Source organism: Mesorhizobium sp. B2-6-4, assembly GCF_006441495.1.
Lineage (GTDB): Bacteria > Pseudomonadota > Alphaproteobacteria > Rhizobiales > Rhizobiaceae > Mesorhizobium.
The window spans coordinates 1-19,430 of record NZ_VFUE01000041.1 but is presented as its reverse complement, the minus strand read 5'-3'; the positions used below and the strand labels follow the sequence as shown (position 1 = coordinate 19,430).

The window sequence follows — 19,430 nt, the reverse complement described above, 5'->3', positions numbered from 1 at the left end:
AGAGAAGCTGCGCTTCGCCATCCGTGAAGGCGGCCGCACCGTCGGTGCCGGCATCGTCGTCACCATCAAAGAGTAATCGACACCGGCATCAGCCGGATCGAGAAGGAAGGGCGGTCCTCGGGCCGCCCTTTTTGTCGGCGACCGAAGATCAGCGCTGGCATGGCGGGGCCGACACGCGGTCGAACGGTAGCCGTGTCATCGAACTGGCCATCGAGCCAGGTTGAGGCTTGCTCGATTTTTCCGCTATCGTCGCTGGAGGCGGCGCTGGGCGGAGGTCAAGTATGAGCCAGGATGTTCCGACACTGTACGAATGGGCCGGCGGCAGCGAAGCGCTCAACCGGCTGACGCAGACGTTTTATGACAAGGTGGCGCGGGATCCGGTCGTCGGGCCGGTGTTCAAGCATATGTCGCCCGACCATCCCGCCCATGTCGCGGCCTTTATCGGCGAGGTTTTCGGCGGGCCGAAAACCTACAGCGAAAAATTCGGCGGCCACCGCGAGATGGTGATGCATCACCTGGGCAAGCATTTGACGGAGGAGCAGCGCCGCCGCTGGATCAACCTGCTGGCCGATGCCGCGGATGCCGTCGGGCTGCCTGACGATCCGGAGTTCCGTTCCGCCTTCATGGGCTATGTCGAGTGGGGATCGCGGCTCGCCAGGATGAATTCCAATCTCGGCGAAACGTGCGACCCGGAGACCGAGCCGATGCCGGCCTGGGGCTGGGGCGTGCCCGGCGGGCCTTACCGGGTCCCGGACACCAAATAGCGTCCAACGGATACACGGGCCGGCAGGCAAGATCTCCGCGAACAGCATGCCGGCGCACTCGAGCGTGAAACCGGAGATCGATGGCGGCGGGCTGGCCGTCGACCATCCCGATTTCCGGTAAAGGGGATGAAGGCGCTTTTGCTTGCAAACCGCTCTTTACAGAGCGCGCGGAAGCTTTTAGGAAGCCCCTGCTGCGCCGAGGCGCACGTGTACGGGCATAGCTCAGTTGGTAGAGCGGCGGTCTCCAAAACCGCAGGTCGTAGGTTCGAGCCCTGCTGCCCGTGCCATTTCAAGAAATGGCACGTCAAAACAAAAACACAGCCATTTCCAAAATGGCCATCGAAACGATATTTTGCAGGCTGCCCTTTGAAAATCGGCGACCGGCTTGCCATATTAGACTGATTGAGGCATAAGGACGCCATAGCCGGGACGGAACGACTGGATGGTTCCGAGGCGGCGTTTGGTCATAAAGCGGACACTTGCCACTTGCGTGGATCAAGAATCGGTTTTATGTAGACGAAACAGACACGCGACGCGTGGAGCTGGGAAGCCGGCTTTACGCGTCTGATTTGCATGGGCGAAATGATTGCGCTGATTCGGCGCGAAAATGGACCCAGGCGGCACGTCCCGGCCAGCGGGATCATCCAGGAGACCCGGCCAACGGGTCTTGAAGACAGAGCGGCATATGGCTTCGAAAACCACAAATCCTTTCGTCTTTCTCCAGCAGGTTCGCGCGGAGACCGCCAAGGTGACTTGGCCGTCGCGACGCGAAACGATGATCTCGACGGTGATGGTTCTGGCTTTCGCTGTGATCGCGATGATCTTTTTCTTCACCGCCGATCAGCTCATGGGCCTCGCGGTCGAACAGATTCTGGGCATTGGACGCTAAGTCCGGCGATTACGGAGAAGTCGTGAAATGACTACGCGCTGGTACATCGTCCACGCCTATTCGAACTTTGAGAAGAAGGTCGCCGAGGACATCGAGAACAAGGCCAAGCAGAAGGGCCTGTCCGCCGATATCGAGCAGATCGTCGTGCCGACCGAGAAGGTCGTCGAGGTTCGTCGCGGCCGCAAGGTCGACGCCGAGCGCAAGTTCTTTCCGGGCTATGTGCTCCTGAAGGCCAACTTGACCGACGCCGTGTTCTCGCTGGTCAAGAACACGCCGAAGGTCACCGGGTTTTTGGGCGACTCCAAGCCGGTGCCGATCACCGAGGCCGAGGCGCAGCGCATCCTGAACCAGGTGCAGGAAGGCGTCGAGCGGCCGAAGCCCTCGGTTACTTTCGAGATCGGCGAGGCGATCCGCGTCTCGGATGGCCCCTTCGCGTCCTTCAACGGCTTCGTCCAGGAAGTGGACGAGGAACGGGCGCGGCTCAAGGTGGAAGTTTCGATCTTCGGGCGCGCCGTGCCTGTCGATCTGGAATTCGGGCAAGTCGAAAAAGGCTGATCCGAAATCCCTGGCGCCGTTCCGGTGGTCAGGGGAGGCGGCGCGGCAACGCGCGGCCTGAGAACGGTGGGAGGCGAATGTGGCTTTAGCCGGCCGCAGGAACCGCACCACCAGACTGCAACAGCCGGTGTTTTCCCAGATCGAGGGGCCGGCATAGACAAAGGCAGGAATAGAGATGGCTAAGAAAATTGCAGGCCAGCTCAAGCTCCAGGTTGCCGCGGGCTCGGCTACGCCGTCGCCCCCGATCGGCCCGGCGCTTGGTCAGCGCGGCATCAACATCATGGAGTTCTGCAAGGCGTTCAACGCGCAGACCCAGGAAATGGAAAAGGGATCGCCGATTCCGGTCGTCATCACCTACTATCAGGACAAGTCGTTCACCTTCGTCATGAAGACGCCGCCGGTGAGCTACTTCCTGAAGAAGGCCGCTAACCTGAAGTCGGGCTCCAAGGAGCCGGGCAAGGTCAAGGCCGGCACGATCGGCCGCGACAAGGTCCGCGCCATCGCCGAGCAGAAGATGAAGGATCTGAACGCAAACGACGTCGAGGCGGCCATGCGCATGGTCGAGGGCTCCGCCCGCTCGATGGGTCTGGAAGTGGTGGGCTGAGATCATGGCAAAGATTGCAAAGCGTGTATCGAAGACCCGCGAAGGCATCGATCCCAACAAGGCTTATACCTTGGGTGACGCGCTGAAGCTGCTCAAGGATCGCTCGACGGTCAAGTTTGACGAGACGATCGAAGTCGCGATGAATCTCGGCGTTGATCCTCGCCATGCCGACCAGATGGTCCGCGGCGTGGTCAACCTGCCGAACGGCACCGGCCGCTCGGTCCGCGTCGCCGTGTTCGCCCGTGGCGACAAGGCCGAGGAAGCCAAGGCCGCCGGCGCCGACATCGTCGGCGCGGAGGACCTGGTCGACATCGTCCAGAAGGGCACGATCGATTTCGATCGCTGCATCGCTACGCCGGACATGATGCCGCTCGTCGGCCGTCTGGGCAAAGTGCTCGGCCCGCGCGGCATGATGCCGAACCCGAAGGTCGGTACCGTCACCACCGACGTCGCGGCCGCCGTCAAGGCATCGAAGGGCGGCGCTGTCGAGTTCCGCGTCGAGAAAGCCGGCATCGTTCACGCCGGCGTAGGCAAGGTCTCGTTCGACGTCAAGGCGCTGGAAGAAAACGTCCGCGCCTTCGCCGATGCGGTGACCAAGGCAAAGCCGGCTGGCGCCAAGGGCAACTACGTCAAGAAGGTGTCCGTCACCTCGACGATGGGCCCGGGCCTCAAGCTCGACGTCTCGACGCTCGCGGCGTCCTGATTAACCGTTTGGATCGGCCGCTGAACGGGCCGATCCGTAAGTGAATTCCGGGCCTGGATCGTTCTGGGCCCGGTACCGGGAGCCGAAAGGTTTCCGGACATCCTGTCCGAGATTGCAGGCGGCCCGGCCTTGATTGAAAAGGGGGGCCTTAATTCATGTGGGCCTGCATGAGACGGGTGAAGACCTGACAACGGAGCAAGCGCTCCAATGAAAGGTTCGAACCGTGTTTGCCTTTTGTCTGCGCATCGTCCGGCTTGCCGGCGATGTGGCGAAAGGGGGCAGGATCCTCGAGCGCTGTTCGGGAGATCCGTTACTGGATGGCCCGGCCGGCAAAAGGCAACCCGACGCCTGTCCTCGTGAATGGGAATGTTCCCGTTAGCAGGGTGGGGGTCAACTGGAGATAGGCAGTGGACAGAGCGGAAAAACGCGAACTCGTCACGGGCCTGAACGATGCGTTCTCGAACGCGGGTTCAGTGGTCGTGGCCCACTATGCCGGTATCACCGTCGCGCAAATGAACGACCTCCGGTCGAAAATGCGCGCTGCCGGTGGCACCGTTAAAGTCGCGAAGAACCGTCTCGCCAAAATCGCTCTTCAGGGCACGGACTCCGCATCGATCATCGATCTGTTCAAGGGACAGACGCTGGTCGCCTATTCGGAGGATCCGATTGCGGCGCCGAAGGTCGCGTCCGATTTCGCCAAGGGGAATGACAAGCTGGTCATTCTCGGCGGCGCAATGGGCACCACCTCGCTCAACGCCGACGGTGTGAAGGCACTCGCCACACTCCCGTCGCTCGACGAGCTGCGCGCCAGGCTGGTTGGCATGATCGCCACGCCGGCAACCCGGATCGCCCAGATCGTCAATGCGCCCGCGGCTTCGGTCGCGCGTGTCATCGGCGCTTACGCCCGGAAGGACGAGGCGGCATGAGGCCGTTCCTCGCTATCACAAACACACGTTCGAACCTTATGAAGGAATACAACAATGGCTGATCTCGCAAAGATCGTAGACGACCTTTCGAAGCTGACCGTCCTCGAGGCGGCTGAGCTGTCGAAGCTTCTGGAAGAAAAGTGGGGCGTTTCGGCTGCTGCTCCGGTGGCTGTTGCCGCTGCCGGCGGTGCTGCCGCTGCCGCTGCTCCGGTCGAGGAAAAGACGGAATTCGACGTCGTCCTCACCGACGCCGGCGCCCAGAAGATCAACGTCATCAAGGAAGTCCGCGCCATCACCGGCCTTGGCCTCAAGGAAGCCAAGGACCTGGTCGAAGCGGCTCCGAAGCCGGTCAAGGAAGCCGTTTCCAAGGCCGACGCCGACAAGTTCAAGGCCCAGCTGGAAGCAGCCGGCGCCAAGGTCGAGCTGAAGTAAGCGTAACAATCGGCGGACGGCCTCGCGCCGTCCGCCACTCCCTCGGGCGACCTGGGGAGGCTGCGTAGCGCGAGATGCACGAAAACCTCTTTCCTGAGGGCCGAAAACCGGCTCTCAGGAAACGGGTTTTCTCCCGTTTTAGCCGGCCGCCCGCCAAGTAGTTTGGTAATGGGGCCGGAGAACAGACAGAGAGCCGCTGCCCAGGCGGTTCGGATGCAAGGCGAGCCGCGGCGAGGCTCGCCCCGAGTTTAGAGCTAAGGAGCGACGATGGCCCAGACCCAGACTTTCAATGGCCGCAGACGCGTACGCAAGTTCTTCGGAAAGATCCCGGAAGTTGCGGAGATGCCGAACCTCATCGAGGTTCAGAAGGCGTCCTATGACCAGTTCCTGATGGTGGACGAGCCTAAGGGCGGACGTCCGGACGAGGGACTGCAGGCTGTTTTCAAGTCGGTCTTCCCGATCTCCGATTTTTCCGGCTCCTCGATGCTGGAGTTCGTGAAGTACGAGTTCGAAGGACCGAAATTCGACGTTGACGAATGCCGTCAGCGCGACCTCACCTATGCCGCACCGCTGAAGGTGACGCTGCGCTTGATCGTGTTCGATATCGACGAGGATACCGGCGCGAAGTCGATCAAGGACATCAAGGAGCAGGACGTCTACATGGGCGACATGCCGCTCATGACCTCGAACGGCACCTTCATCGTCAACGGCACCGAGCGCGTCATCGTCTCGCAGATGCACCGCTCGCCGGGCGTCTTCTTCGACCACGACAAGGGCAAGTCGCACTCGTCGGGCAAGCTCCTGTTTGCCGCGCGCGTCATCCCCTATCGCGGTTCGTGGCTCGACATCGAGTTCGATTCCAAGGACGTCGTGCACGCCCGCATCGACCGTCGCCGCAAGATTCCGGTGACGTCGCTGCTGATGGCGCTCGGCATGGACGGCGAAGAGATCCTGTCGACCTTCTACAACAAGATCACCTACAAGCGCGCCGGCGATCACTGGCGCATTCCGTTCAACGTGGATCGTTTCCGCGGCCTGAAGGCCGTCGGCGACCTGGTCGACGCCGACACGGGTGAGGTCGTTGTCGAGGCCGGCAAGAAGATCACCGCCCGCCAGGCCCGCCAGCTCGGCGAAAAGGGCCTGAAGGCGATCAAGGCGACCGACGAGGACCTGCTCGGCAACTATCTCGCCGAGGACATCGTCAATTACGCCACCGGCGAGATCTTCCTCGAGGCCGGCGACGAGATCGATGACAAGACGCTGAAGGTGCTGCTTGGCACCGGCGAGGACGAGATCCAGATACTCGACATCGATCACGTCAATGTCGGCGCCTACATCCGCAACACGCTCGCCGTCGACAAGAACGAGAGCCGCCAGGACGCGCTGTTCGACATCTATCGTGTCATGCGCCCCGGCGAGCCGCCGACGCTCGAAACCGCTGAAGCCATGTTCAACTCGCTGTTCTTCGACAGCGAGCGCTACGACCTGTCCGCCGTTGGCCGCGTCAAGATGAACATGCGCCTCGAACTCAAGGCCGAGGACACCGTGCGTGTATTGCGCAAGGACGACATCCTGGCCGTGGTCAAGACGCTGGTCGAACTGCGTGACGGCAAGGGCGAGATCGACGACATCGACAATCTCGGCAACCGCCGCGTGCGTTCGGTCGGCGAGCTGATGGAAAACCAGTACCGCGTCGGCCTGCTGCGCATGGAGCGCGCGATCAAGGAGCGTATGTCCTCGATCGAGATCGACACGGTCATGCCGCAGGACCTGATCAACGCCAAGCCGGCGGCTGCCGCCGTGCGCGAGTTCTTCGGTTCCTCGCAGCTGTCGCAGTTCATGGACCAGACCAATCCGCTGTCGGAGATCACCCACAAGCGCCGTCTCTCCGCGCTTGGACCGGGTGGTCTGACCCGCGAGCGCGCCGGCTTCGAGGTGCGCGACGTGCACCCGACGCATTACGGCCGCATCTGCCCGATCGAGACGCCGGAAGGCCCGAATATCGGCCTGATCAACTCGCTCGCCACCTTCGCGCGCGTCAACAAGTACGGCTTCATCGAGAGCCCGTACCGCAAGATCGTCGACGGCAAGCTGACCAATGACGTCGTCTATCTGTCGGCGATGGAAGAGGCCAAGCACCATGTCGCGCAGGCCAATGCCGAGCTCGACAAGGATGGCCGCTTTGTCGACGAATTCGTGATTTGCCGCAGTGCCGGCGAGGTGATGATGGCGCCCCGCGAAAACGTCGACCTGATGGACGTTTCGCCCAAGCAGATGGTGTCGGTGGCCGCGGCCCTGATCCCGTTCCTTGAGAACGACGACGCCAACCGCGCACTGATGGGCTCGAACATGCAGCGCCAGGCCGTGCCGCTGGTGCGCGCCGAAGCGCCGTTCGTCGGCACCGGCATGGAGCCGATCGTCGCCCGTGATTCGGGCGCCGCCATCGGCGCCCGCCGCGGCGGCATCGTCGACCAGGTGGACGCGACGCGTATCGTCATCCGCGCAACGGAAGACCTCGATCCGGGCAAGTCCGGCGTCGACATCTACCGGCTGATGAAGTTCCAGCGTTCGAACCAGAACACCTGCATCAACCAGCGTCCGCTGGTGCGCATGGGCGACCGGGTCAACAAGGGCGACATCATCGCGGACGGTCCTTCGACCGAGCTCGGCGATCTGGCTCTCGGCCGCAACGTGCTGGTCGCGTTCATGCCGTGGAACGGCTACAACTACGAGGACTCGATCCTCCTGTCCGAGCGCATCGTCGCCGACGACGTCTTCACCTCGATCCACATCGAGGAGTTCGAGGTCATGGCGCGCGACACCAAGCTCGGACCGGAGGAAATCACGCGCGACATTCCGAACGTCTCGGAAGAAGCGCTGAAGAACCTCGATGAAGCCGGCATCGTCTATATCGGTGCCGAAGTTCAGCCGGGCGATATCCTGGTCGGCAAGATCACGCCGAAGGGCGAAAGCCCGATGACGCCGGAAGAAAAGCTTCTGCGCGCCATCTTCGGCGAAAAGGCATCCGATGTGCGCGACACCTCGATGCGCATGCCTCCGGGCACCTTCGGCACCGTCGTCGAGGTGCGCGTGTTCAATCGCCACGGTGTGGAGAAGGACGAGCGCGCCATGGCGATCGAGCGCGAGGAGATCGAACGCCTCGCCAAGGACCGTGACGACGAGCAGGCGATCCTGGATCGCAACGTCTACGCGCGCCTTTCCGACGTGCTCGTCGGCAAGGAAGCGATCGCCGGACCGAAGGGCTTCAAGAAGGGCTCGACGCTGTCGAAGGACACGCTCGACGAGTATCCGCGTTCGCAGTGGTGGCAGTTCGCCGTGGAGAACGAAAAGCTCCAGAGCGAACTGGAAGCCCTGCGCGGCCAGTACGACGATTCCAAGAAGGCACTCGAACAGCGCTTCATGGACAAGGTCGAGAAGGTGCAGCGCGGCGACGAAATGCCTCCGGGCGTCATGAAGATGGTCAAGGTCTTCGTGGCGGTGAAGCGCAAGATGCAGCCGGGCGACAAGATGGCCGGCCGTCACGGCAACAAGGGTGTCGTGTCGCGCATCGTTCCGGTCGAGGACATGCCTTTCCTCGAGGACGGCACGCATGCCGATATCGTGCTCAACCCACTGGGTGTGCCGAGCCGCATGAATGTCGGCCAGATCCTGGAAACGCATCTGGGCTGGGCTTGCGCCGGAATGGGCAGGAAGATCGGCGAGATGATCGACGCCTACAAGTCAGCCGGCGACATCAAGCCGCTGCGCAAGACGCTGGAGAGCTTCATGCCCGCCAACGACCGCAACGAGCCGGTCCGCGAGTATGACGACGAGAGCATCGTTCGCCTGAGCGAGCAGATGCGCCGCGGCGTCTCGATCGCAACCCCGGTGTTCGACGGCGCGCACGAGGCCGACATCAACGTCATGCTGGAGCAGGCGGGCCTGCACACTAGCGGTCAGTCGCAGCTCTATGACGGACGCACCGGCGAGCCGTTCGATCGCAAGGTGACGATGGGCTACATCTACATGCTCAAGCTTCACCACCTCGTGGATGACAAGATCCACGCGCGTTCGATCGGTCCGTACTCGCTCGTCACCCAGCAGCCGCTGGGCGGCAAGGCGCAGTTCGGCGGCCAGCGCTTCGGCGAAATGGAGGTCTGGGCGCTGGAAGCCTACGGCGCCGCCTATACGCTGCAGGAAATGCTGACGGTGAAGTCGGACGACGTCGCCGGCCGCACCAAGGTCTACGAGGCGATCGTCCGCGGCGACGACACCTTCGAGGCCGGCATTCCCGAGAGCTTCAACGTTCTCGTCAAGGAGATGCGGTCGCTCGGCCTCAACGTCGAATTGGAGAACACCAAGCTCGACGAAGCCCCGGTTCGGCTGCCCGACGCAGCGGAATAAACAAGACACCCGGTCGCGGGAGAGGCTCCCGCGACCGGGTGCACCAAATTCTTCGGCCGGTGGGCCGACCACTCAGCGGGCATTTGCCCCGCATCAGATGCAAGGGGTTTTCGAGGACCCCGAAAGGAGAACGGCATGAACCAAGAGGTCATGAATCTCTTCAATCCCCAGGCGCCGGCGCAGGTGTTCGATTCCATCCGGATATCGCTCGCCAGCCCTGAGAAGATTCTGTCCTGGTCGTTCGGCGAGATCAAGAAGCCGGAGACCATCAACTACCGCACCTTCAAGCCGGAGCGTGACGGTCTGTTCTGCGCGCGCATTTTTGGCCCGATCAAGGACTACGAGTGCCTGTGCGGCAAGTACAAGCGCATGAAGTACAAGGGCGTCATCTGCGAAAAGTGCGGTGTCGAAGTCACGCTGTCGCGCGTTCGCCGCGAGCGCATGGGCCATATCGAGCTGGCGGCACCCGTCGCCCATATCTGGTTCCTGAAGTCGCTGCCCTCGCGCATCGGCACGCTGCTCGACATGACCCTGAAGGACATCGAGCGCGTCCTCTACTTCGAGAACTACATCGTCACCGAACCCGGCCTCACCGCGCTGAAGGAGCACCAGCTGCTCAGCGAGGAAGAGTACATGATCGCCGTCGACGAATATGGCGAGGATAGCTTCACCGCCATGATCGGCGCCGAGGCCATTCATGACCTTCTGGCCGGCATGGACCTGGAGAAGATCGCCGGCGACCTGCGTTCGGAGCTGGCTTCGACCACGTCCGAGCTGAAGCAGAAGAAGTATCTGAAGCGGCTCAAGGTCGTCGAGAACTTCATGGAGTCCGGCAACCGTCCGGAATGGATGATCATGAAGGTGGTTCCGGTGATTCCGCCGGACCTGCGCCCGCTCGTCCCGCTGGACGGCGGACGTTTCGCGACGTCGGACCTCAACGATCTCTATCGACGCGTCATCAACCGCAACAACCGTCTGAAGCGGCTGATCGAGTTGCGTGCCCCCGGCATCATCGTGCGCAATGAAAAGCGCATGCTGCAGGAAGCCGTCGACGCGCTGTTCGACAACGGCCGCCGTGGCCGCGTCATCACCGGCGCCAACAAGCGTCCGCTGAAGTCGCTGTCGGATATGCTCAAGGGCAAGCAGGGCCGGTTCCGCCAGAACCTGCTCGGCAAGCGCGTCGACTATTCCGGCCGTTCGGTCATCGTCACCGGTCCGGAGCTCAAGCTGCACCAGTGCGGCCTGCCCAAGAAGATGGCGCTCGAACTGTTCAAGCCCTTCATCTACGCCCGCCTCGACGCGAAGGGTTACTCCTCGACCGTCAAGCAGGCGAAGAAGCTGGTCGAGAAGGAGCGTCCGGAAGTCTGGGATATCCTCGACGAGGTCATCCGCGAGCATCCGGTGCTCTTGAACCGCGCGCCGACGCTGCACCGCCTCGGCATCCAGGCGTTCGAGCCGATCCTGATCGAAGGCAAGGCGATCCAGCTGCATCCGCTGGTCTGCACGGCCTTCAACGCCGACTTCGACGGCGACCAGATGGCGGTCCACGTGCCGCTGTCGCTGGAAGCGCAGTTGGAAGCCCGCGTGCTGATGATGTCGACCAACAACATCCTGCACCCGGCTTCCGGCGCGCCGATCATCGTGCCGTCGCAGGACATGGTTCTGGGTCTCTACTACCTCTCGATCGTCAACCAGAACGAGCCGGGCGAGGGCATGGTGTTTGCCGACATGGGCGAACTCCAGCACGCGCTCGAGACCAAGGCGGTGACCCTGCACGCCAAGATCAAGGGCCGCTTCCGTTCGGTCGACGCCGAGGGCAAGGTCGTGTCGAAGATCTACGACACCACGCCTGGCCGCATGATCATCGGCGAGCTTCTGCCGAAGAACGTCAACGTGCCTTACGAGACCGCCAACCAGGAGATGACCAAGAAGAACATCTCCAAGATGATCGACACCGTCTACCGCCATTGCGGTCAGAAGGAGACCGTCATTTTCTGCGATCGCATCATGGCGCTCGGTTTTGCTCATGCCTGCCGCGCCGGCATTTCATTCGGCAAGGACGACATGCTGATCCCGGATACCAAGATCAAGCTGGTGTCGGACACCGAGGCCTTGGCCAAGGAATACGAGCAGCAGTACAATGACGGCCTGATCACGCAGGGCGAGAAGTACAACAAGGTCGTCGACGCCTGGGCCAAGTGCTCGGAAAAGGTCGCCGACGAAATGATGGCCCGCATCAAGGCGGTCGAGTTCGAGGACAATGGTCGTCAGAAGCCGATGAACTCGATCTACATGATGTCGCACTCCGGTGCGCGCGGCTCGCCCACCCAGATGCGCCAGCTCGCCGGCATGCGCGGCCTGATGGCCAAGCCGTCGGGTGAAATCATCGAGACGCCGATCATCTCGAACTTCAAGGAAGGCCTGACCGTGCTCGAGTACTTCAACTCGACCCACGGCGCCCGCAAGGGTCTGGCGGACACCGCCCTGAAGACGGCGAACTCGGGCTATCTCACCCGTCGTCTGGTCGACGTGGCGCAGGACTGCATCGTCAACTCCGTGGACTGCGGCACCGACAAGGGCCTCACCATGCAGCCGATCGTCGATGCCGGTCAGGTCGTCGCTTCGGTCGGCCAGCGCGTGCTGGGTCGCACCGCGCTCGACGACATCAACCATCCGGTGACCGGCGAATTGTTGGTCAAGGCCGGAACGCTGATGGACGAGCGCGACGTGGAGCAGATCGAGAAGGCCGGCGTGCAGTCGGTCCGCATCCGCTCGGCGCTGACTTGCGAAGTCCGGGTCGGCGTCTGCGCGGTCTGCTACGGACGCGATCTGGCCCGTGGCACCCCGGTCAACCAGGGCGAGGCCGTCGGCGTCATCGCGGCGCAGTCGATCGGCGAGCCGGGCACCCAGCTCACCATGCGTACCTTCCACATGGGCGGTACGGCGCAGGTGGTGGATAGCTCGTTCCTTGAAGCCTCCTATGAGGGCAAGGTCGAGATCCGCAACCGCAACGTGGTGCGCAACTCGGACGGCCAGCAGATGGTCATGGGCCGCAACATGGCGGTGCTGATCCTCGACGAGGCCGGCAAGGAGCGCGCCACGCACCGCGTCACCTATGGTTCGCGCATCTTCGTGGACGATGGCGACAAGGTGAAGCGCGGCCAGCGCATCGCCGAATGGGATCCTTACACCCGCCCGATCCTCACCGAAATCGAGGGCAAGGTGGCGTTCGAGGATCTGGTCGACGGCATTTCCGTCCAGGAAACGGCCGACGAGTCGACCGGCATCACCAAGCGCGAGGTCATCGACTGGCGTTCGACGCCGCGCGGCAACGACCTGAAGCCGGCGATCGTCGTTCAGGACGCCAAGGGCAAGGTCGGCAAGCTGTCGAAGGGCGGCGATGCCCGCTTCCTGCTCTCGGTCGAGGCCATTCTCTCGGTCGAGCCGGGTGCTCAGGTTCGCCCTGGCGACGTCCTGGCGCGTATCCCGATGGAAAGCGCCAAGACTAAGGACATCACCGGCGGTCTGCCGCGTGTTGCCGAGCTGTTCGAGGCCCGTCGTCCGAAGGATCACGCCATCATCGCAGAGATCGATGGTACAATCCGCTTCGGCCGCGACTACAAGAACAAGCGCCGCATCATCATCGAGCCGCATGACTCGACGCTTGAGCCTGTCGAATACCTGATCCCGAAGGGCAAGCCGTTCCATCTCCAGGACGGCGACGTCATCGAGAAGGGCGACTACATCCTCGACGGCAATCCGGCGCCGCACGACATCCTGGCGATCAAGGGCGTGGAGGCGCTTGCGTCCTACCTCGTCAACGAGATCCAGGAAGTCTACCGTCTGCAGGGCGTGTCGATCAACGACAAGCACATCGAGGTGATCGTTCGCCAGATGCTGCAGAAGGTCGAGATCACCACGCAGGGCGACTCGACCTATATTCCGGGCGACCACGTCGACGTGATCGAGCTGGAAGAGGTCAACGAGCGCCTGATCGAGGACGGCAAGAAGCCGGCCGAAGGCCAGCCGGTGCTGCTCGGCATCACCAAGGCCTCGCTGCAGACGCCGTCCTTCATCTCGGCCGCCTCCTTCCAGGAGACGACCAGGGTGCTGACGGAAGCCGCGGTTGCCGGCAAGACCGACATGCTGCAGGGCTTGAAGGAAAACGTCATCGTCGGCCGGCTGATCCCGGCCGGTACCGGCGGCACGATGAGCCAGATCCGCCGCATCGCCACCTCGCGCGACGAACTGATCATCGACGAGCGCCGCAAGGCCTCCGGTGTCGAAGTCGCCGAGCCGATGCTGGCCGACATGACAACCGCCGCGCAGTAAGCGCGGCGGCACGAAATCTCAGGCAACAAGGCCGCCGGGGCAACCCGGCGGCTTTTTCGTTTCAACGAACAATCGAGGAAGGCAGATGAGCATGAAAACCTGGACGGCTGTCGATAACTACATCGTTTCCTCGCTCTTCGAGGCGGATCCCGTTCTCGACGCGGTCCTGGCGGCCAACCGCGACGGTGGCTTGCCGGCGATCGACGTCTCGGCGACGCAAGGAAAGCTGCTCTCGCTGCTGGTGCGCATTCGCGGCGCGAAAAAGGTGCTCGAGATTGGTACGCTGGGCGGTTATTCCACCATCTGGATGGCGCGGGGATTGCCGGCCGGCGGAAAAATCGTGACGCTCGAACTCGATCCGCACCACGCCAAGGTCGCGCGTTCGAATTTCGAGCGGGCAGGGGTTTCCGAACAGGTCGATCTGCGGGTCGGGCCGGCGCTGCAGTCGCTCGCTGCGCTGGGGGCCGAAGACGCCGGGCCGTTCGACCTCGTTTTCATCGACGCCGACAAGCCTAACAACCCCAACTACCTCTCCTGGGCCATGCGGCTGTCGCGCTCGGGAACGGTCATCGTCTGCGACAACGTCATCCGCGACGGCACGGTGCTCGACGAGGATGGTCGCGACGCCAACGTCGAAGGTGCACGCGCGGCGTTCTCCTTCATCGGCGGCGACAAGCGCCTGGACGGCACCGCGATCCAGACTGTCGGCGCCAAGGGCTATGACGGGTTCGCCATAGCGATTGTCGATTGAGTTGTTGCGATAGGCGGACCGGATCCGCGATCCGGGCGACAGTCGCTGTTCAGTCGAAGAACGCCTCGACCACATTGCGCTTGCCGAGCATGAAGGCGTCGGCGACATGCTGGAGGGGCGCGAGATCGACATCGGAAGTGCCGGCGCGCACGATTTCGGCGAAACGCCTGTAGAGTTCAGGATATTCCGATTCCGGTTCTTCATGGACAATGCGGCCGTCGATGGCGAGTTTCGAGCCACCGCCCGAGAGCACCATCTTGCCGGCATCGGTATCGGCGAGAATGTCCCAGCTCTGCGGCCCGGTCTGGAGCCAATCCAGATCCATCGTCACCGCCGACCCGTTCGCCGCGCGGAAGGCGACCTGGGCGGCGATCGGCGCGTCGCGGTTCTCCGGGAAGTCGAGCGCGGCCGAGGTGATGTACATGGCGGGCAGGATGTAGGTCGCGATCGACAGCGCGTTGATGCCTGGATCGAAGACGCCGAAGCCGCCTGGCTGCCAGATCCAGTCCTGGTTCGGGTGCCAGCGGCGCACGTCTTCCTTCCAGACGATTGCCGCTGATTTGATTTGCGTCGCGGCCAAAAAAGTCCGCGCCGCTTCAACCGCCGGCGCATAGCGCGAATGCCAACTGGCGAACAGCGACACGCCCTGTTTCGTCGCCAGCGCCTTCAGGTCCTCGACCTCGCTGACCGTGGCGCCGGGCGGCTTTTCCAGGAACACGTGCTTCTTCGCCTCGAGCGCGGTGCGCGCCGCAGCGTAGCGGAATTGCGGCGGCATGCAGAGTGAGACGGCGTCGAGTTCGGGAACAGCGCCAAGCATCGTCTCGATATCGGGAAAATTATGGATGTCTTCAACCTTGCCATGCCGGCTGGCAGCGGCGATCAGCCGGTAGTCCCGGTCCTTGGCGAGCGCCGGAAGGTGTTGGTCGCGGACGATCTTGCCGACACCGACAATGCCTATCTTGATGGGCTGGGACACGGCCGCTCCGTCTGTTGGATAATGGTGAGCGCTTCTTATCAGAACACTTGCCCCGGGCAAGCCGAAGCCGAAAGGTCAACTCCGTCTTTGCCGGAGCTGCAGCCTTTCACTCGTTGGAAGGCTCCAGCGCCGATTCGAACGGCGAGGGCCGGCACGCTTTCAGATCGGCACATCGAAGGTCACGATCGACACTTCGCCTTCGAGCGCCCCCTGGAAGGCCGAAAGATGCGGCTCCTCGTCGGGCTCGCCCTCCATGTCGCCGATCTGGTCGAGCTCGGCTTCGGCGTAACCCTCCGCCGCCAGCGATTCGAGCGCACGGCGCACCGCCGAATCGTCATCGGGCGCAACCAGCATGACGTGCACGCCTTCCGGCTTGCCGCCTTTTCTCTTCCACACCCGGCCAGTGATGATGGTGACCGGGCGTTCCTCGTTGTCGTTCACGGGCCGATTCCTTCGCGGCGAGGGGCTTTGACTGTTCATGCGGCTTTTTCGCATGAAGCCGCACCGCGCAACAGCCAAAAGCCATTCACTTTGCTAAAGGCTTGGCACTTTCTTCCTCGCCCTTGCAAAATTACGAAAGAAAATTACATGCGGTTTACGCATGGCTGCCAAGCCCCGGCTTCAATGCAATATTTGCCGCTCCGGGGTTGACGGTACGCGGGCTTGCGAGTAGAAGCCGCCCAGTCAGAACCGATGTGAGGCTCTCCCTTCCGAAGCGACACGCTTTGGAGTTTGCCTCAAACAGGGTTCGTTTTACGAGCGAAAAGACATTTCCGGCGTGCACGAAGCGGTATCCGCTTCCTCTGCGATTTGTTCGGGCAAGACCGCAAGGCGCGGTTTGTGGCCCGAATTTGCGTATGGAAATGGCGCTTTGAGCGAGCCTTGACCGGCACGAGACACGGAATTGAGAGACAAGAGGGTTTAATGCCTACCGTCAACCAGCTGATCCGCAAGCCGCGCATTGCGCCGGTGAAGCGCAACAAGGTCCCGGCCATGCAGCAGAACCCGCAGAAGCGGGGCGTCTGCACGCGCGTCTACACAACGACGCCGAAGAAGCCGAACTCGGCGCTGCGCAAGGTGGCCAAGATCCGCCTGACCAATGGTTTCGAGGTGATCGGTTACATCCCCGGCGAAGGTCACAACCTTCAGGAGCACTCCGTGGTCATGATCCGCGGCGGCCGCGTCAAGGACCTTCCGGGTGTCCGTTACCACATCATCCGCGGCGTGCTCGACACGCAGGGTGTGAAGAACCGCAAGCAGCGCCGTTCGAAATACGGTGCCAAGCGTCCGAAGTAAGGTTTTCCGGCTTCGGCGCTTTTTTGACTGCGCGCCGGGCTATGAGAGATTGAGAGACAAAAGCCATGTCCCGTCGTCACAGTGCAGAAAAGCGTGAGATCAATCCGGACCCCAAGTTCGGCGATCTGATCGTCACCAAGTTCATGAACGCCGTCATGTATGACGGCAAGAAGTCGGTTGCCGAGACCATCGTCTACGGCGCGCTCGACCAGGTCCAGTCGAAGACCAAGCAGGAGCCGGTCACCGTTTTCCATCAGGCGCTCGACAATGTCGCGCCGCATGTGGAAGTGCGTTCGCGTCGCGTCGGCGGCGCCACCTACCAGGTTCCGGTCGACGTGCGCCCCGAGCGCCGTCAGGCGCTGGCCATCCGCTGGCTGATCGCCGCGGCCCGCAACCGCAACGAGACCACCATGGTCGACCGCCTCTCCGGCGAGCTGATGGACGCGGCCAACAACCGCGGCACCGCCGTGAAGAAGCGTGAAGACACCCACAAGATGGCTGAAGCCAACCGCGCCTTCGCGCACTACCGCTGGTAAAGCGCGAAAGAGACTGAGAGGCAGTTACGATGGCCCGCGAATATAAAATCGAAGACTACCGCAATTTCGGTATCATGGCGCATATCGACGCCGGCAAGACGACGACCACCGAGCGCGTCCTCTATTACACGGGCAAGTCGCACAAGATCGGCGAAGTGCACGACGGCGCCGCGACCATGGACTGGATGGAGCAGGAGCAGGAACGCGGCATCACGATCACGTCGGCCGCGACCACGACCTTCTGGAAGGGCCGTGACGGCAAGATGCACCGCTTCAACATCATCGACACGCCCGGACACGTCGACTTCACCATCGAGGTCGAGCGTTCGCTGCGCGTGCTTGACGGTGCCATCGCGCTGCTCGACGCCAATGCCGGTGTGGAGCCGCAGACGGAAACCGTCTGGCGCCAGGCCGACAAGTACCGCGTGCCGCGCATGATCTTCTGCAACAAGATGGACAAGACCGGCGCCGACTTCTACCGCTCGGTCGAGATGATCGGCTCACGCCTCGGTGCGCAGGCTGTCGTCATGCAGCTGCCGATCGGCGCCGAGACCGAATTCAAGGGCGTCGTCGACCTGGTCGAGATGAACGCGCTGGTCTGGCGCGACGAGACGCTGGGCGCTGCCTGGGACGTCGTCGAGATCCCGGCCGACCTCAAGGCTCGCGCCGAGGAATACCGCGAGAAGATGATCGAGGCCGCCGTCGAGATGGACGAGACGGCTCTTGAGAACTACCTCGAAGGCAAGATGCCGTCGAATGACGAGATCCGCGCGCTGATCCGCAAGGGCACCATCGCGGTCAAGTTCTTCCCGATGTTCTGCGGCTCGGCATTCAAGAACAAGGGCGTGCAGCCTCTGCTCGACGCCGTCGTGGAATACCTGCCGTCGCCGGCCGATGTGCCCGCGATCAAGGGTGTCGATGCCAAGACCGACGCCGAGATCGAGCGTCACGCCGACGACAACGAGCCGCTGTCGATGCTGGCGTTCAAGATCATGAACGACCCGTTCGTCGGTTCGCTGACCTTTGCCCGTATCTATTCGGGCAAGCTCACCAAGGGCATCTCGGTCGACAACACCGTGAAGGGCAAGAAAGAGCGCATCGGCCGCATGCTGCAGATGCATGCGAATTCCCGTGCCGACGTTGAAGAGGCCTATGCCGGCGACATCGTCGCTCTCGCAGGTCTCAAGGACACGACCACCGGCGATACGCTGTGCGATCCGCTTCATCCGGTCATCCTCGAGCGTATGGAATTCCCCGATCCGGTCATCCAGATCGCGATCGAGCCGAAGACCAAGAACGACCAGGAAAAGATGGGCCTCGCGCTGCATCGCCTGGCTGCCGAGGATCCGTCCTTCCGCGTCAAGACCGACGAGGAAAGCGGCCAGACCATCATTTCCGGCATGGGCGAGCTGCACCTCGACATCATCGTCGACCGCATGCGCCGCGAGTTCAAGGTCGAGGCCAATGTCGGTGCACCGCAGGTGGCTTATCGCGAGACGATCACCCGCAGGCACGAGCAGGACTACACGCACAAGAAGCAGACCGGTGGTACCGGGCAGTTCGCTCGCGTGAAGATCGTCTTCGAGCCGAACCCCGAGGGCGAGGATTTCGTGTTCGAGTCCAAGATCGTCGGCGGCGCTGTGCCGAAGGAATACATCCCGGGTGTCGAGAAGGGCCTGCTGAGCAAGATGGGTTCCGGCCCGTTTGCCGGTTTCCCGATGATCGGCGTCAAGGCTACCTTGATCGACGGCGCTTTCCACGACGTCGACTCTTCGGTGCTCGCATTCGAAATCGCTTCCCGCGCTTGCTTTATGGAAGCTTCGCCGAAGCTCGGCGTGCAGCTGCTCGAGCCGATCATGAAGGTCGAGGTCGTGACGCCGGAAGATTATGTCGGCGGTGTCATCGGCGACCTCAACGGCCGCCGTGGCCAGATCCAGGGCCAGGAAGCCCGCGGCGTGGCAGTCGTCATCAACGCGATGGTGCCGCTCGCCAACATGTTCAAGTACGTCGACAACCTGCGCTCGATGAGCCAGGGCCGTGCGGCCTACACGATGCAGTTCGACCATTACGAGCCGGTCCCGACCGCGGTCGCCCAGGAAGTCCAGAAGAAATACGCGTAACCCGACAGGGTGCTGCGGCAACTTAATTAAGAGCCCGTACGGGCGAGCAGGAATGGAGACATCACATGGCAAAAGGTAAATTCGAGCGCACCAAGCCGCATGTGAACATCGGCACGATTGGCCACGTTGATCATGGCAAGAC

The 19,430-nt window shown here is 62.5% G+C and carries 15 protein-coding genes, 1 tRNA gene and 2 pseudogenes; 16 read left to right on the top strand and 2 right to left on the bottom strand.

Going from position 1 to position 19,430, the window contains the following annotated elements; genetic code table 11:
* The 12 genes and pseudogenes from FJ426_RS30955 to FJ426_RS30900 form a co-directional block, all read left to right on the top strand.
* Positions 1–76 (top strand): annotated as a pseudogene (locus FJ426_RS30955) (elongation factor Tu); the annotation flags it as partial.
* Between the two features lie 205 nt (positions 77–281).
* Entirely contained in the window at positions 282–764 is a 483-nt protein-coding gene (locus FJ426_RS30950; RefSeq protein WP_140558706.1) for a group II truncated hemoglobin, read from the top strand.
* A gap of 211 nt (positions 765–975) precedes the next feature.
* Positions 976–1,051 (top strand) — tRNA-Trp (locus tag FJ426_RS30945).
* Positions 1,052–1,449: 398 nt separating this feature from the next.
* The gene (gene secE / locus FJ426_RS30940; protein WP_013531408.1) at positions 1,450–1,653 is read left to right on the top strand and encodes a preprotein translocase subunit SecE; all 204 of its coding nucleotides are present in this window, start codon (positions 1,450–1,452) and stop codon (positions 1,651–1,653) included.
* 27 nt (positions 1,654–1,680) lie between these two features.
* On the top strand, positions 1,681–2,208 hold the full coding sequence (nusG, locus tag FJ426_RS30935) for a transcription termination/antitermination protein NusG (RefSeq protein ID WP_140501620.1): 528 nt from the start codon (positions 1,681–1,683) through the stop codon (positions 2,206–2,208).
* Between the two features lie 175 nt (positions 2,209–2,383).
* A complete protein-coding gene (gene rplK / locus FJ426_RS30930) occupies positions 2,384–2,812 on the top strand; it encodes a 50S ribosomal protein L11 (protein WP_140501622.1) in 429 nt (142 codons plus the stop codon).
* Between the two features lie 4 nt (positions 2,813–2,816).
* Positions 2,817–3,515, top strand: a complete 699-nt coding sequence (gene rplA, locus FJ426_RS30925) for a 50S ribosomal protein L1 (RefSeq protein WP_140501624.1) — start codon at positions 2,817–2,819, stop codon at positions 3,513–3,515.
* A gap of 407 nt (positions 3,516–3,922) precedes the next feature.
* A complete protein-coding gene (gene rplJ / locus FJ426_RS30920; protein WP_140515456.1) occupies positions 3,923–4,441 on the top strand; it encodes a 50S ribosomal protein L10 in 519 nt (172 codons plus the stop codon).
* 54 nt (positions 4,442–4,495) lie between these two features.
* Entirely contained in the window at positions 4,496–4,873 is a 378-nt protein-coding gene (gene rplL / locus FJ426_RS30915; RefSeq protein WP_027146630.1) for a 50S ribosomal protein L7/L12, read from the top strand.
* Between the two features lie 267 nt (positions 4,874–5,140).
* On the top strand, positions 5,141–9,277 hold the full coding sequence (gene rpoB / locus FJ426_RS30910; RefSeq protein WP_140501628.1) for a DNA-directed RNA polymerase subunit beta: 4,137 nt from the start codon (positions 5,141–5,143) through the stop codon (positions 9,275–9,277).
* A gap of 135 nt (positions 9,278–9,412) precedes the next feature.
* A complete protein-coding gene (rpoC, locus tag FJ426_RS30905) occupies positions 9,413–13,609 on the top strand; it encodes a DNA-directed RNA polymerase subunit beta' (protein WP_140501630.1) in 4,197 nt (1,398 codons plus the stop codon).
* Between the two features lie 85 nt (positions 13,610–13,694).
* Positions 13,695–14,360 (top strand): O-methyltransferase, encoded by a 666-nt coding sequence (locus FJ426_RS30900; protein ID WP_140671687.1) that lies wholly within the window; start codon positions 13,695–13,697, stop codon positions 14,358–14,360.
* A gap of 49 nt (positions 14,361–14,409) precedes the next feature.
* On the opposite strand, the gene FJ426_RS30895 is transcribed toward FJ426_RS30900, so the two are convergent.
* Together FJ426_RS30895 and FJ426_RS30890 are read right to left on the bottom strand one after the other, a co-directional pair.
* Positions 14,410–15,336, bottom strand: coding sequence for a Gfo/Idh/MocA family oxidoreductase (locus tag FJ426_RS30895; RefSeq protein ID WP_140558708.1), 927 nt, complete (start codon positions 15,334–15,336; stop codon positions 14,410–14,412).
* A gap of 159 nt (positions 15,337–15,495) precedes the next feature.
* Positions 15,496–15,777, bottom strand: a complete 282-nt coding sequence (locus FJ426_RS30890) for a transcriptional regulator (protein WP_140501636.1) — start codon at positions 15,775–15,777, stop codon at positions 15,496–15,498.
* 483 nt (positions 15,778–16,260) lie between these two features.
* Between FJ426_RS30890 and rpsL the strand changes: the two genes are divergently transcribed.
* The 4 genes and pseudogenes from rpsL to FJ426_RS30870 all read left to right on the top strand — a co-directional run.
* A complete protein-coding gene (gene rpsL / locus FJ426_RS30885) occupies positions 16,261–16,632 on the top strand; it encodes a 30S ribosomal protein S12 (protein ID WP_006333356.1) in 372 nt (123 codons plus the stop codon).
* A 65-nt stretch (positions 16,633–16,697) separates the two neighbouring features.
* The gene (gene rpsG, locus FJ426_RS30880) at positions 16,698–17,168 is read left to right on the top strand and encodes a 30S ribosomal protein S7 (RefSeq protein ID WP_008875664.1); all 471 of its coding nucleotides are present in this window, start codon (positions 16,698–16,700) and stop codon (positions 17,166–17,168) included.
* A gap of 29 nt (positions 17,169–17,197) precedes the next feature.
* Positions 17,198–19,288 (top strand): elongation factor G, encoded by a 2,091-nt coding sequence (fusA, locus tag FJ426_RS30875; protein ID WP_140558709.1) that lies wholly within the window; start codon positions 17,198–17,200, stop codon positions 19,286–19,288.
* A 65-nt stretch (positions 19,289–19,353) separates the two neighbouring features.
* Positions 19,354–19,430, top strand: a pseudogene (locus FJ426_RS30870) (elongation factor Tu); the annotation flags it as partial.